The following is a 14,696-nucleotide window of genomic DNA, read 5'->3' on the forward strand; positions in this document are numbered from 1 at the left end:
CCACCGGCGGCAGCGTGGTCGGCACTGGGGGCACCGATACCCTGGTTACCGCTGGCACCAGCCTCAATCTGAGCGAAACCGCTTTGTCCGGCATCGAGGTGCTGAAGGCGGGTACCGCCACCGCGACGACCTTCACCGTCGATCAGGCCGATCTGGTCACCGGCGGCAGCGTGGTCGGCACCGGGGGCACCGATACCTTGGTCGCGGCGGGGACGAGCCTCGATCTGACCGCCACAACCTTGTCTTCGATCGAGGTTCTGAAGGCCGGCAGCACCGAAGACACGACCCTGACCGTTGCTCAGGCCGACCTCGCCGCGAACGGCAGCGTGATCGGCAGCAGCGGCTCCGATACCCTGGTGCTGACCGGCACGACGGTCAATCTGAGCAACACCACCGTGTCGGGAATCGAAAACATCGATGCAAGTGCCGTGTCCGGGGACGCCAAACTGGTCAGCGGCACCGGCGATCAGACCATCACCACCGCAATCGGTGCCACCACCGTCATCTACTCGCACCTCGACGATATCGGGAATGCCGGAGATACCATCGTCGACTTTTCCAGCGGCGACAAAATCCAGATTTCCGGCACGGAATGGGGGCTGGTCACCAGCGATCTGTGGGGGGCAGGATCCGGAACGACTCACGCCTATCTCGAAATTGATGGTTCAGTGCTGAAATATATCAACGGATCCAATACGCGGACGATCGCCACCACCACCGGCCATAACCTGAGCCAGAGTGATATCCTGGTTCAGTCTGTCGAGAAGACTGCCACCGGAGCAACCCTCGACATCACCCGCGAGACCACGCCGGTGGATGTGCTGAAGGGCTACACCTCCGCGACGACATTCATCGCCAATCGCAACAATCTATCTGATTACGCCAGCATCCTTGGGTCGACCGGTGTCGATACCCTGGTAATGAACAGCCCCAATGCCGATTTAAGCAAGATGACCTTCAGCAGCCTTGAGGTTCTGAAGGTCGGCGCGACCAGCGCGAACAACGTCACCCTGACTGACGCCGAGGTCTCGGGCTTGGTCAGCGTGATCGGCAACAACAGCATCGACACCCTGATCGCCGCCGGGCCGACCCTCAGCCTGACCACGACGACGTTGTCCGGCATCGAGGTGCTGAAGGCGGGTACCTCGATCGACACCACCTTCACCGTCAATCAGGCCGATCTGGCGGCGAATGGCAGCGTGGTTGGGAATGACGGCACCGATACCTTGGTGATTAGTGGCACTAGCCTCAGCCTGATCGCGACGACGTTGTCCAGCATTGAGGTGCTGAAGGCGGGTACTGCTACCGCGACGACCTTCACCGTCGATCAAACTGATCTGGCGAATGGGGTTGTCAGCGTAGTCGGCAATACCGGGATCGATACCCTGGCGACCTCCGGGACCACGCTCGATCTGAGCACGACGACACTGTCCAGTGTCGAGATTTTGAAAGCAGGCTCCGCCGCAACGACCTTCACCGTCGATCAGGGTGATCTAGCGGAAAATGGCAGCGTGGTCGGCAGTGGCGGCGTCGATACCCTGACGACCGCCGGGGCCACGCTAGATTTGAGCGCGACGACGCTGTCCAGTGTCGAGATTTTGAAAGCAGGCTCCATCGCGACGACCTTCACGGTTGATCAGGTCGATCTAGCGGCGAATGGCAGCGTGGTCGGCAGTGGCGGCGTCGATACCATAGTTATCAACGGCGGCAGCCTCAGCCTGACCGCGACGACGCTGTCTAGCATCGAAGTGCTGAAGGCGGGCACCTCGGGCGATACCACCTTTACTGTCGATCAAGGCGATCTGGCAACCGGCGGCAGCGTGGTCGGCGGAGCAGGAAGAGACACCCTGGCGATCAACGGTGCCAGCCTCGACCTGAGTGCAACCAAGCTGTCCAGCGTCGAAATCTTGAAGGCGGGAACCGCTGTCGCGACGATCGTTACCGTCGATCAGGACGATCTGGTCAGCGGCGGTAGCGTGATCGGCGGGGCCGGAAGAGACACCCTGGCGATTAGCGGTGCCAGCCTCGACCTGCGGAACACGACCCTGTCTGGCATCGAGGTGCTGAAAGCTGGGAGTGCCGCCACGACGACCTTTATCGTCGATACCGCCGACCTGATCGCGGGCAGCAGCGTAATCGGTACCGGCAACAGCGCCGACGCCCTGGTGATCAATGGCACCAGCCTCGACCTCAGCGCCATCACACTGAGCGGCATCGAGATCCTGGCGGCAGGCACCACGGGCGATACCACCTTCACCGTCGACAGTACCGATCTGGCGACTGGGGGATCGGTGATCGGCAACATCGGCACCGATACCCTGGCTCTCAACGGGACCGCGCTTGGCCTGGGGGGGACGACGTTGTCAGGGATTGAGGTCATCAAACTGACCAGCAATGCCGCTAATACCCTCACCCTGGCCCAGAGCGCGCTGACCGGGGTCAACAGCGTGGTCGGCGGCAACGGCATCGACACCCTTGTGGCGTCGGGCGGCAGCCTCGATCTCAGTACGGTCACACTGTCGGGGATCGAAATCCTGAAAGCCGCCGGGGCGACTAACTTCACCGTGGGGCAGTCGACCTTGTCGGGCACCCAGACGGTGATCGGTTCAACTGGGACCGATACCCTGACGGTGATGTCGGGTAGCGTCGATCTGAGCGGGACGACCCTGTCCGGCATCGAAGTGATCCAGGCCGGCACCACGGCCGCGACCTCGTTCCTGCTGACCCAGTCGGTGCTGAGCGCCGGGGGGTCGGTGATCGGCACCGCCGCGATCGACACGGTGGTGGCGGTCGGCAACAGCCTCGACCTCAGTCGGACGACCTTGTCGGGGATCGAGGTGATCCGGGCCGGGACCGCGGCTCCGACCACCCTCACGGTGGCCCAGAGCAACCTGAGCGGCCAGACCACCATCATCGGTGCGCGTGGTTCTGATACCCTGGTAGTTGCGGGCAACAGCCTGGATCTGACCGCCACGACGGTATCCAGTATCGAGACGATCAAGGCCAGCAGCGCATCGGCGACCTTGTTCAAGGTCGATCAGGCCGATCTGGCGACCAACGGCAGCGTGGTCGGCAACAGCGGTATCGATACCCTCTGGGTAAAATCGGCCGCGATTGATCTGCACGCGACAACGCTGTCTAGCATCGAGGTGATCCAGGCCGGGACCAATCTCGCGACGACCATTACCGTCGATCAGGCCGATCTCGCCACCGGCGGCAACGTGATTGGCACCGGTCAGACCGACACCCTGATCGCCGCCGAGGACAGCCTCAGCTTGACCACAACGACGCTGTCCGGCATCGAGATCCTGAAGGCGGGCAGCAGTGCCGCGACGACATTCACCGTCGATCAGGCCGATCTGGCGACAAACGGCAGCGTGGTCGGCAATAACGATACTGTCGATACCCTGGTGATCAATGGCACCACCCTCAGCCTGACCGCGACGACGCTGTCCGGCATCGAGGTGCTGAAGGCCGGAACGGCCGGGGCAACCACCTTCACCCTCAATCAGGCCGATCTGGACTCCGGAGTCGTCAGCGTGATCGGCGGTGCCGGAGCAGATACCCTGGTGGTCACCGACCAAATCGTCGACCTGCATTCGGTGGCCCTGACCTCGGTCGAAATCATCAAGGCGGGCGTCAACTCCACCACCTTCGCCCTGGCCCAGGATGCTCTGGTCACGCGCGGCAGCGTGGTCGGCACCGGCGGCCTTGATGAGATCACCTTCGGATCGGCCACTCTCGATTTGAGCGGCACCACCTTGTCCAGCATCGAGACGGTGAGCATCACCAAGACCGATGGTGCCCAACTGACGGTCAGTCAGGCCAATCTGGCCTCGATCACCTCGATCAAGGGTAACGACGGCACCGATACCCTGGCCACCAGCGGCACCAGCCTCGATCTGAGGAACACCACCCTGTCCGGCATTGAGGTGTTGAAGGCGGGAAGCACCGCCAGCACCACCTTTACCCTCAGCCAGAACGAAGCAGAGTCGATCACGTCGATCCTGGGCAATACCGGCATCGATACCCTGGTCGTTGCCTCCGCCAGCGTCAATCTCAGCGGGACAACGCTGTCCAGCATCGAAGTGGTGAAGAGCACCGCAACTACCGCGACCATCTTTACGATAGGAGAGACGACGCTGTCCTCGGGCAGCACCGTCGTCGGCGGGATAGGGCTCGACACTCTACTCGCCGCCGGTGACACGCTCAATTTGAGCGGCACGGTCCTGAGCAGCGTCGAGATTTTGAAGGCGGGTACCGCCACCGCGACGACCTTCACCGTCGATCAGGCCGATCTGGCCACCGGTGGCAGCGTGATCGGCCACAACGGCACCGATACCCTGGTCATCAACGGCACCAGCCTGAACCTGACCGCGACGACTCTGTCGGGAATCGAAGTGATCCAGGCCGGAACCAACACTGCGACCACCTTCACTGTCGATCAGGCTGATCTGGCAAGTGGGGTTGTCAGCTTGATAGGTACCACCGGCATCGATACCCTGGTCACCGCTGGTACCAGCCTCGATCTGAGGGCGACCACGTTGTCCGGCATCGAGGTGTTGAAGGCGGGAAGCACCAGTGCCACCACCTTCACCGTCAACACCGCCGATCTGGCCGTGGGCGGCAGCGTGATCGGCAGTAACGGTATCGACACCCTGGTGACCTCAGACGATGTTCTGTCCCTGTCCGGGACGACCCTGTCAAGTATCGAAAACGTCAATGCGAACTCGATCAACTACGCGGTGCGCAGCGATCTGACCGATGGCGGATCGTCGGGAGCGGTGATCGTCGGGGGGACCGCCGGCAACAATACCCTGACCGTCAGCGGCAGCGGCAGCGCTGTACTGTTCGGCGGGGCTGGGGACGACCGCTACATGATCGCCAACAACCGGTTCGGTTCGGTGGTGATCGCCGATGCCGCTGGCTCGGCGGACAGCCTCGATATCGGCTATGTCTCGTTGAGCTATGACTCGATCAGCCGCAGCAGCGACAACACCGATCTGGTGCTGTCGTTTGGCAGCGGAAAATCGATCACGATCGCCGATCAATATGCCGGCAAGGGAGTCGAAACCCTGATGGATCTATATCAGGATTACACGATCCAGACCGGCCTGACCGGAGAGGCAGGCGCCAACAATCTGATTGTCGGTCTCAACGGAGAGACCAACACGATCGATCTTTCGAGCGGAACCGGCAACAATCTTCTGTATGGCGGAAACGGCGACGATTCGATCACTGGCGGCAGCGGCAACGATCATCTGGCGGGCGGGGTCGGTAACAACGTCCTTGAGGGTGGGAATGGCAACGATATCCTCGACGGCGGCGTCGGCACAAATACGCTGTGGGGCGGCGCAGGCACCGACACGTTGACCGGCGGCAGCGGCGTGACGGTGTTCCGGTACGACACGAAGAGCGAAGGTGGTGATATCATCACCGACTTCCAGAGTGGCACCGACAAGATCCAGGTTCTGAACGCCAATTTCGGAGAATTCGGCGAGGGTTCCCTCGACGCCAGCCACCTCGTCATCGGGGCCGGGGCTGTTGCCTCCGGCTCGGCGGCGCAGTTCCTGTTCGATACCAACTCCGGCGTGCTGTCGTTCGATGCCGACGGGACCGGAGAGGGCACGGCAACCACCATCGCCACCTTCACCGGCGTTCGCTCGATCACCTCCGGCGATATTCTGGTGGTCAGCCGCTATGGAATTCAAGGCTGATTGAACGACAAAGGCGATGAGCATTGCGGCGCTATGCTCATCGCCTTTGTGTAGCTCTTCTCACCCCAACACCCGATGGCACGGCTTAAATCAATAGATGAATTCCATTTCCGACGATGTTTCTCTTGATCCCGGTTCCGTTGGGCTCAAATGTCTGGTTATTGTCGCGGGGCTCCATCAGGTCAATACCTCGGTGGAGTCCCTGCAGCATGAACATGTGGTGACAGGACCTGACCTCAGCGATTCACAACTTGCTGAAATCGCCCGGTCCCTCGGTTTACGGGCCAAGGTGACCGGGCATTTGGATTCAGACGGTCGCGGACGAGCGGTGCGGGCGCTGTTGCAGCGGGGCGGAGCGAAACTCCCCCGGCTCCGTTCGGTTTGCCTGGGTCTGTTCGAGGAGACGAAACCGCCAAGCCTGCGCGACTACAAAGAGGTTTTTCCAGCTCTGGCCCGGCTCAAAAACAGTGCCATGGTGGTTTTAGTCGGTCTGCGGGAGCAGGACGGCCAAACGCTGGTGGGGGTCGTCGATCCCCTCGCCAAAACCGACGCGGTGATACTGGTTCCTCTCGCCGCCTTCGAGGAGCAATGGACCGGCCGTCTAATTCTAATTCAGCGGAGCTATCGCCTGGATGACCAGACCCAGCCGTTCGGGCTGCGCTGGTTCGTTCCGGAAATTCTACGTCACCGGGCGCTTCTGCGCGACGTGATGATCGCGGCACTGGTGATCCAGATCATCGGTCTGGCGCCCGCGATTTTTCTGCGTGTCGTTCTCGATCGAGTCCTGATCCACGAAAGCTGGTCGACCCTAGTGGTCCTGACCGTCGGGGTGGTTCTTGCCCTGCTGTTCGAAAGCCTGTTCACCTATCTGCGTCAGTACATTCTGATCCAGGCGACAAACAAGATCGACATCCGGCTGGCGGTTCGAATCTTTGCCCACCTGATGTCGCTGCCGATCTCGTATTTCGAGATGGTGCCGGGCGGGGTGACGGTACGGCATTTGCAGCAGGCAGAAAAGATTCGTTCTTTTCTGACCGGGCGGATGCTGACCGTCGCGCTGGAGATGACAACCCTCCTAGTGTATCTGCCACTGCTCTGCTACCTGAGCGGGAAGTTAACCCTGGTAGTTTTGGGGTTCGGGCTTCTGATCTCGGGGGTGGTACTAGCCCTTGTCGGTCCATTCCGGACTAAGTTGCAGGCCCTTTACAACGCCGAGGCCAACCGTCAGGCAATGCTGGTCGAGACTGTCAACGGCATGCGATCGATCAAGAGCCTGACGTTGGAACCCGGGCAGCGACGGGCCTGGGAGGAGCGCTCGGCCCAGGCGGTCGAACTCCACAACAAGGTCGCGGTGATTGGTGCCGGAGCCGGAGCGGTGACCGGTTTTTTTGAAAAATCGATGCTGATCGCCGTGGTGTCGGTGGGGGCTGTTGACGTCTTTTCCGGCCAGTTGAGCGTCGGAGCCTTGATTGCCTTTCAGATGCTGGCCGGACGGGTGATCTCGCCGCTGGTTCAACTGGCCTCGCTGATCCAGGATTACCAGGACACCGCCCTGTCGGTCCGAATGCTGGGGCAGGTGATGAACCGCCCGTCCGAACCACGTTCGAACGGAGGCGGGTTGCAGCCTAAGGTGGCTGGCCAGATCGAGTTCGACCGTGTCACTTTCCGCTACACCCCGGGCGGGGTTCCGGCCCTTGATCAAGTCGGCCTGCGCATTCCAGCAGGCAAGATCGTCGGTCTGGTCGGGCGCAGCGGCTCGGGAAAAAGCACGGTCGCCAAGCTGATGCAGAATCTCTATCCGTTTCAAGATGGGGTGATTCGCATCGATGGCATCGATATCCGCGAATTCGACCTGACCCATCTGCGCCGCAATATCTGCGTTGTTCCCCAGGATACGTTCATCTTTCGCGGCAGCGTGCGCGACAACATCGCCCTGACGAACCGTTCGGCGGGGTTGGAAGAGATCGTTGCAGTGGCGCGACTGGCCGGTGCCGACGAATTCATCGAACGGCTGCCAAATGGCTATGACACCGAACTGGAAGAAGGCGGCCAGAACCTGTCGGGCGGGCAGAAACAGCGCCTCTCGATCAGCCGGGCGCTGTTGCTGCGCCCGCCGATCCTGGTGCTGGACGAGGCGACCAGCGCCCTCGATCCCGATAGCGAGGCGATCTTCCTGGATAACCTTTCGGGGATCGCCGCCGGGCGTACCACCCTGATTATTTCACACCGGCTGAACACCCTCACGCATTGCGATGCCTTGGTGATCCTGGAGCGCGGAAAGATCATCGACGCCGGCACTCATGCCGAGTTGCTGCAACGCTGCGAGGTCTATCGCCATCTGTGGCGTCAACAGAATCGGGGGCTCTCATGATACCCTCGCCGCCGCCATCCCGTCTACCCGAGGACGCCATTGATTTCCTGTCCCCGGCAGAAGCGATTTCCCAGCGTCCGCCGCCCCGTCTGGCGCGGTCCATATTGTATATGTGCGTCGCCGCGCTGGCGGTGGCGGTGTTATGGGCTGCGCTTGCCACCACCGAGGAAATCGTTTACGCCACGGGGAAGTTGAATAATATCCGGCGAACCGTGGTGGTCCAACCGCTAGAAACCTCGGTGATCCGCGAGATTCACGTCCGGGAGGGGCAGAGGGTTACCAAGGGCCAGCCGCTGATTACCCTCGACCCGACCCTGACCGGCTCGGATCTGGCCCAGACGGAAATTCGCTGGCGGGTTCTCAACAGTCAGAAGCGGCGAGTTCAGGCAGAATTGGAGGTGCGGCCGTTCGTACCGCAGGGCAGCGAGGATGCCTCGCAGGCGTCGCTATACCTTGAGCGGCAGCGGAGCCTGTCGGCCAAGCAGCGGTCTCTGGAAGGGACGATTGCCAAGACCAAGGCCGAACTCACAACCACCAAGCGTTCGGTCGAGTTGCTGACCGAGCGGCTGAAGACCGTCGCCGATCTCGAAAAAATGCAAACCAGCCTGTTCGAGAGCCAGATCGGATCGAAAGCCCGGATGTTGAGTAGCCGGGATCAGCGGCTGGACGTCGAAACTACCCTGTCCCAAGCCATCAACCGCATCCAGGAGCTTCGCCACAGCCTGACCACGGCGGAAGCCGAACGAGAAATCATGCTGCGGGAATGGCAGCAGAAACTGAACGAGGAACTGGTGTCGGTTAGCCGTGACCTCGACGAGATCGGTGAATCCGTCGAAAAAGCGCGCTATCGCAAAAATCTTGCGGTGTTGACCGCGCCGGTTGACGGGGTGGTGTTGGAAGTCGCCAAGCGCTCGACGGCGTCGGTCGTGCGCGAGGCGGAGCAATTGGTGGTGATCGCGCCTGCCGACGTGCATATGGAGATTGATGCGCGGATCGACGCCCGGGATATCGGCCTCGTCGTCGCCGGAACCGTCGCCCGCATCAAAGTCGACACCTTTCCCTATCAGAAATTCGGCACCCTGCCGGGGGTCGTCAGCGTCGTCAGTTCGGATTCATTTACCCGCGATGCGAACGAGACCACTCCATCCGGTAGCGGCAGTTCCAGCCGGACCTATTTCATTGCCCAGATCACCCTGGGCAATGACCGGCTGCGCTCGCAGAACGGCAAGGACGCCATCCTGACCCCAGGCATGACCGTCAGTGTCGAAATCGTGATTGGACGACGCTCGGTTCTGTCCTACCTGTTGCGGCCGCTGGCGGAAACCGTCGACGAGGCGCTTCACGAACCGTGACGGGGTCGCTCGCCGTATAGTGCCTTAGGGTCAGGACCCATAAAAATGTTTTCTTGGGAGAAGCTTTGTGATTCAAGGATTCCGAAAGGAGCCCTTGAATGGACGATCATCTTTTCTGGCTGACGGACGAGCAGTTTGTGCGGCTTGCCCCGCATCTTCCGACCGATACGCGGGGCAAGGCACGAGTAGATGACCGGCGTGTCATCAGCGGGATTATCCATGTCCTGAAATAAGGATGTCGCTGGGTCGATGCCCCTTCAGCTTATGGACCGCGCAAGACGCTCTATAACCGTTTCGTCCGCTGGGGCGACAAGGGCTCTGGCAGAACATCTTTCATGCCCTGGCTTCGGCGGGAGGCCCTCCTGCCCAGGTGCTGATCGACTCCTCGGCTGTCAAAGCGCATCGCTGCGCCGCAGGCGGAAAAGGGGGGAACAGACGCCGGCGATTGGTCCCTCGCGGGGCGGTCGCACCACGAAAATCCATGCTCTGACCGATGCCTTTTGCCGCCCCATCGCTTTCCTGCTGACCGGCGGGCAAGTGGCGGATTGCACCGCTGCCGACGCTCTGCTCGACCAGATGCCCGAAACCCACATTCTGCACGGCGACAAGGGCTACGATAGCAACGCCGTCCGCCGCAAGATCGAGAGTAAGGGCGCCGCGCCAAACATCCCGCCCAAGGTCAATCGACGCTGGAAAAACTGCTTCTCGCCCGTTCTCAACCGAGACCGTAACGCCATCGAGAGAATGTTTTGCCGACTCAAGGACTTCCGCCGTATCGCCACCAGATAGGACCGACTCGCCAAAAACTACATGGCGGCGGCCTGCATCGCTGCAACCTTCAGTTACTGATTATGAGTCCTAACCCTAGCACTGCAGTTGCATATTATGGGGCGCCGCGAGGGATGCCGCACCGCCGACCCCGATGATTTCCCGGCCTGGACTGTTGTTTTTCTCTCGGGCCGCTGCGATCGTTTGTTGCGGCCATCGGGGGGGGGGGGCTATGTGTTGCGGTATAAAGTTCCGATCATCGCAGGACAGGACCGGTGTGGAGTCCCGCCCAGATTGGACTGTCCGTTGATCGGCGACATACCGCCGCCCCCAAAGGATCAATCTCTGATGCTGCGTCTTTACGCCAAGGTCGCCGGACTCCGAACGCTGAGCATGGTTCTGGCCGCCGCGTTCATCGCCCTGCTGCCGACAATGGTGACGCCGCTCGAATACGGACGCTTCAATCTGGCTCTGTCGCTAACCCAGGTGGGAGCAGCGCTGTTGCTGTCCTGGCCCAATCAGGCCCTGCTGCGTTTTGGCCGCGAAGCCTATGTCACCCAGGGTAGCCTGGGTGAAGCCGCCGCCAGCCGACTCATTCTCCATCTCGTTCTGCTGGTTCCGGCCCTGATCCTGGCGGCGAGCCTGGCCGGTCCCCTGGCCGCGTGGACCGAGCTTGACCCCGACCTGCTGCGGACACTGTTGCTGCTGGGGCTGCCGCTGATTTCGCTGTCCGATATCGCCACCTTCCTGGGCCAGGCCAGCGGTCGCTACGCGGGCTTTGGCTGGGCCCCACTGGCACAAAGAGCGTGTCAGTTGGCTGCACTGCCGGTGATCGCGCTGGGACTGGCCTCGGGCTGGGCCGTGTTGATGGCCGCGACCCTGATCGGCTATGGCGTCGGGATGGCGTTGGTGTGGCACTCTTTACCCCGTGAAGCGCTGCGTGGATTCCGACCATCTCAGGCGGCAATCCGTCAGTTGCTGGTCTATTCCCGTCTGCTGCCCTTGGCCTCGGTCAGCGCCTTTTTGCTGTCCTGGATGGATTTGTGGTTCCTGCGCAGCCTGATGGGCAGCGAGGCGGTGGGGATTTACGCCTGGGCCTACACCATCACCCTGATGGCGATGACCCTGCTGGTCCCACTGTCAGCGATGCTCGCCCCGCGCGCGATCGACCACCGGCTGGAACAAGATCGCGATTCCGGTCGCAGACTGATGGAAAGCGTCGGTGCGGTCTGTGCCCTGGCCGCGGCGGCGCTGGCTCTGGCGATCGGTTTTCTGCCCGCGCTGAGCAGTCTGGTCCCCCTCGGCAGCTATGCCGGAGCGGTAACCCCGGTGATGCTGCTGGCCGCCGGAACCGTATTCCAACTCGGCATGGCCACCGTCGAACCCAGCATCTACGCCAACGAAACGCTGGCCTCGCGGATGGCGGCAATCACCCTGGCGATGGTTGCCGTCAATGCCGCCGCTGATGCCGTCCTGATCCCGCTGATCGGACTGTCCGGCCCGGCTTTGGGCACCGCCGCCGCCTATGGAACCGGGATGGTGCTGGTTTGGACTCTGCTGGCGAAATCATCCGGAGGTGGACCATCGCCCTGGCCGTTCGTCGCATTGGCCCTCGCGACGCTGGCCCTGGCGGGGCTGGCTGCGAGTGTGCCGCCGCTGTTCGCCGCCTTAAGCGGCGCTGTCGGAGCCATCATACTGCTGCTGGTCAGCCGCCGTATGGGCCTGCTGATCGGCTTGCGCCCCCTCGTCTCCAGTTTGCCCCCGGCGGCCGGGCGAGCGATCGACTGGCTGGCCCGTTAACGCCCGCGATAGAGGCCGCCGCCGATCAGCAAAAGCCCCAGAAACAGCGCACCACCGCTGGCCCAGAAAGGAATCGGATGGGAGGTCTCCTCCTGCGCTTGCAGCTTCAAATCTCCGATACTGGCGACATCCGTGGTTTGCTGAAGCGTGACCACCGGGATAGCAAGTCCAATACCCCCCAGCAGGACAAGCAACACCCCTGCGACCATATATTTATTCATCACCCTGCTCTTTCGAACTATCTGTTCCAGAGAAACATACAATCAAACCAGACCCGCCCTCGGAGATAAGGATGGGTAGATTCCGCAACATCGCGGTTATGATTTGACGCAGTTCTGTTTAGAACTGCGAAATCCGCACAGGATTCCTAATTCGATCGCAGGGATCGTCACCCGTCCCAGCCCATCGATCTCAGAGAGACGAACGAAGGTTCCCCGGCGCGGAACCTTGGTGATGGCTTCGACGGTCCAGAAGGTCCGGCACCGTCCGTCGCTTTCAAACAGATCGCCAATGGAGATGGTGGATTTTTCAGTCTGTTCCGACATCAAGCTCTCCTGAAAAGACCTGATTTGCGACCCGACATGAAAGGAATGGAGACGCCACCCAGCCCTCTTTCGGGTGTCTCATCTACTCAGAACAGACCGCCTCCCATCAAGAATCGGCATATACCCACGATTGAAGCACATGGCTTTATCATCACTATATTTACAATGACGCTTTGACCGACAACATCGCCTCTTCTCGGCTCCGTCCAGAGCGGGGATGGATCGTCCCACCGCAATCCCGGCCATGACTATCGGCGTGATCGGCTCCGATATTGAATTATACCCAATAGGATATATCTTATCTTGAGGCAGGACTGTCTCAGGAGGGTGGCATGGCGGCGAAAATAGGAATTTCGGGCAAGATGCTGAGCGTCGTCGTGACCAGCGTCTTGGGTTTCGCGATCATTTCGGTTTTCGCCCTGTCGTTCCTGCGAGCGGTGATGGTCGAGGATCGGATCGGCAAGCTTCGCAATCTGGTTGAAACCGCCGAAGGGATTGCCCAGAGCGCGTATGACCGATCCCAGAAAGGAGAGTTCGACGAAGCCCAGGCCAAGGCCCTGGTCCGCAATGAGTTACGGACCCTGCGATTCGACAAAACCGAATATTTCTTCGTCTATCAGGACGATGGCATCTGCGTTTTGCTGCCGCCCAAGCCTGAGCGCGAGGGGCAAAACATGATCGGCCTGACCGACGCCAACGGGACCAAGATCATCGAGCGGATGCTCGAATCGGCCAAGGCGGGCGGGGGCGCACTGTTCTACCAATTCCCCAAGCCCGGCGGGACCGAAGCCCTCGACAAGGTATCTTATGCCAAACGCTTCGCCCCGTGGGGCTGGATGATCGGCACCGGAATTTACATCGACGATATCAATGCGATTTTCCTCCAAGAGGCGCTGTATTTCGCCGCGATCGTCCTCACCGTCACCCTTGTGACGGTCGGACTGGCGCTGCTGATCGCCCGCCATATCGCCCAGCCGATCAAACGTCTGACTGAAGTTACCGCCCGGCTGGCCGATCAGAAATACGACACTGAGGTCACCGAAACCGGACGCAGTGACGAAATCGGCCTGCTGGCCAATTCGATTCGCACCTTGCGCGATGCGGCGCACGAGGCGGAAATTCTGCGGCTGGAGCAGGAAGAAAGCAAACAACGGATCGAGCAGGACCGCCGCTCCCGCGCATTGTCGATGGCGGATTCGTTCGAAAGCAGCGTCAAGCAGGTCTCGGACGTCATCACTGCCTCGGCACGCAGCATGAAAGGTGCCGCGCAATCGATGTCCGGCGTGGCGCGCCAGACGGCGTCGCAAGCGACCGGCGTCGCCGCAGCGGCGGAACAGGCTTCGACCAACGTCCAGACCGTCGCCTCCGCCGCCGAGGAATTATCGGCCTCGATCAACGAGATCAGCCGACAGGTCCAGCAATCGTCGGCGATGATCGCGACCGGGGTCAGCGAGGCCCAACGGTCCGATCAACTGGTCCAGGGTCTGGCCGAAGCGGCGGGACGGATCGGCGATGTGGTCAGCCTGATCAACGACATTGCGGCCCAGACCAATCTGTTAGCCCTGAACGCGACGATCGAGGCGGCGCGGGCGGGCGAAGCGGGCAAGGGATTCGCCGTCGTCGCGGGCGAGGTCAAACACCTCGCCAACCAGACCGCCAAGGCCACCGAGGAAATCGGAGCCCAGATCGGCGCGGTCCAGGCGGCAACCGCCGAAGCGGTCAACGCGATCCGCTCGATTGGCGGCACGATCGGCCGGATCAACGAGATCAGCGCGGCGATCGCCGCCGCCGTCGAGGAACAGCACGCCGCAACCGCCGAAATCTCGCGCAACATCCAGCAGGCGTCGGAGGGAACCCGCCAGGTCACCGGCTATCTTGGCCAGTTGGCCTCGGCGGTGACCGAGGTCGGCGATACCTCGACCAGCGTTCTGACCTCCTCCAATGATCTGGCGGAACAGTCGCAACGCCTGGATGGCGAGGTCAGTTCGTTCCTCTCCACCGTCCGCGCCTGATACCAAGCTGCATTAAGTAGGCCTCATGCAGTTTGGTATATTGGGTCCAAGGGGCCGCGCGGCTTATGCCGCGGAGCCAAGCGGCCCGGATGGGCCGCGCCCAGCGAATGAGGGGCTCGCGCGGATCCGGT

Annotated in this window: 7 protein-coding genes and 1 pseudogene; 6 read left to right on the forward strand and 2 right to left on the reverse strand. The window is 61.4% G+C overall.

Annotated elements, in window-relative coordinates; translation table 11 throughout:
- The first annotated feature begins 14 nt into the window (after positions 1-14).
- From K678_RS19175 to K678_RS15345, 5 genes and pseudogenes are all read left to right on the forward strand, one after another.
- Positions 15-5,717 carry a calcium-binding protein gene (locus K678_RS19175; RefSeq protein WP_231376276.1) on the forward strand — a complete coding sequence of 1,901 codons (5,703 nt, stop codon included), beginning with the start codon at positions 15-17 and terminating at the stop codon, positions 5,715-5,717.
- 472 nt (positions 5,718-6,189) lie between these two features.
- Positions 6,190-8,088, forward strand: coding sequence for a peptidase domain-containing ABC transporter (locus tag K678_RS15325; RefSeq protein ID WP_196802597.1), 1,899 nt, complete (start codon positions 6,190-6,192; stop codon positions 8,086-8,088).
- On the forward strand, positions 8,085-9,440 hold the full coding sequence (locus K678_RS15330) for an HlyD family type I secretion periplasmic adaptor subunit (RefSeq protein ID WP_039853463.1): 1,356 nt from the start codon (positions 8,085-8,087) through the stop codon (positions 9,438-9,440). Before K678_RS15325 ends, K678_RS15330 begins: the two co-directional genes overlap by 4 nt.
- A gap of 98 nt (positions 9,441-9,538) precedes the next feature.
- Positions 9,539-10,226, forward strand: a pseudogene (locus tag K678_RS18365) (IS5 family transposase); the annotation flags it as partial.
- A 330-nt stretch (positions 10,227-10,556) separates the two neighbouring features.
- Positions 10,557-12,008, forward strand: coding sequence for a lipopolysaccharide biosynthesis protein (locus K678_RS15345; protein WP_021133389.1), 1,452 nt, complete (start codon positions 10,557-10,559; stop codon positions 12,006-12,008).
- On the opposite strand, the gene K678_RS15350 is transcribed toward K678_RS15345, so the two are convergent.
- On the reverse strand, positions 12,005-12,229 hold the full coding sequence (locus tag K678_RS15350; RefSeq protein ID WP_021133390.1) for a hypothetical protein: 225 nt from the start codon (positions 12,227-12,229) through the stop codon (positions 12,005-12,007). The two genes, K678_RS15345 and K678_RS15350, sit on opposite strands and share 4 nt — an antisense overlap.
- A gap of 96 nt (positions 12,230-12,325) precedes the next feature.
- A complete protein-coding gene (locus K678_RS15355; RefSeq protein ID WP_021133391.1) occupies positions 12,326-12,553 on the reverse strand; it encodes a hypothetical protein in 228 nt (75 codons plus the stop codon).
- A 332-nt stretch (positions 12,554-12,885) separates the two neighbouring features.
- On the opposite strand from K678_RS15355, the gene K678_RS15360 reads away from it, so the two are divergent.
- Positions 12,886-14,565, forward strand: a complete 1,680-nt coding sequence (locus K678_RS15360; protein ID WP_021133392.1) for a methyl-accepting chemotaxis protein — start codon at positions 12,886-12,888, stop codon at positions 14,563-14,565.
- Positions 14,566-14,696: the final 131 nt, after the last annotated feature.

The sequence above is a fragment of the Magnetospirillum fulvum MGU-K5 genome, from assembly GCF_000442515.1.
GTDB classification, from domain to species: domain Bacteria; phylum Pseudomonadota; class Alphaproteobacteria; order Rhodospirillales; family Magnetospirillaceae; genus Phaeospirillum; species Phaeospirillum fulvum_B.

Excerpts from the sequence above, each read along its gene's own strand:
- K678_RS15325 (WP_196802597.1), top strand. The coding sequence starts at position 6,190 with ATGGTGGTTTTAGTCGGTCTGCGGGAGCAGGACGGCCAAACGCTGGTG.
- K678_RS15330 (WP_039853463.1), top strand. The coding sequence starts at position 8,085 with ATGATACCCTCGCCGCCGCCATCCCGTCTACCCGAGGACGCCATTGAT.
- K678_RS15345 (WP_021133389.1), top strand. The coding sequence starts at position 10,557 with ATGCTGCGTCTTTACGCCAAGGTCGCCGGACTCCGAACGCTGAGCATG.
- K678_RS15350 (WP_021133390.1), bottom strand. The coding sequence starts at position 12,229 with ATGAATAAATATATGGTCGCAGGGGTGTTGCTTGTCCTGCTGGGGGGT.
- K678_RS15355 (WP_021133391.1), bottom strand. The coding sequence starts at position 12,553 with ATGTCGGAACAGACTGAAAAATCCACCATCTCCATTGGCGATCTGTTT.
- K678_RS15360 (WP_021133392.1), top strand. The coding sequence starts at position 12,886 with ATGGCGGCGAAAATAGGAATTTCGGGCAAGATGCTGAGCGTCGTCGTG.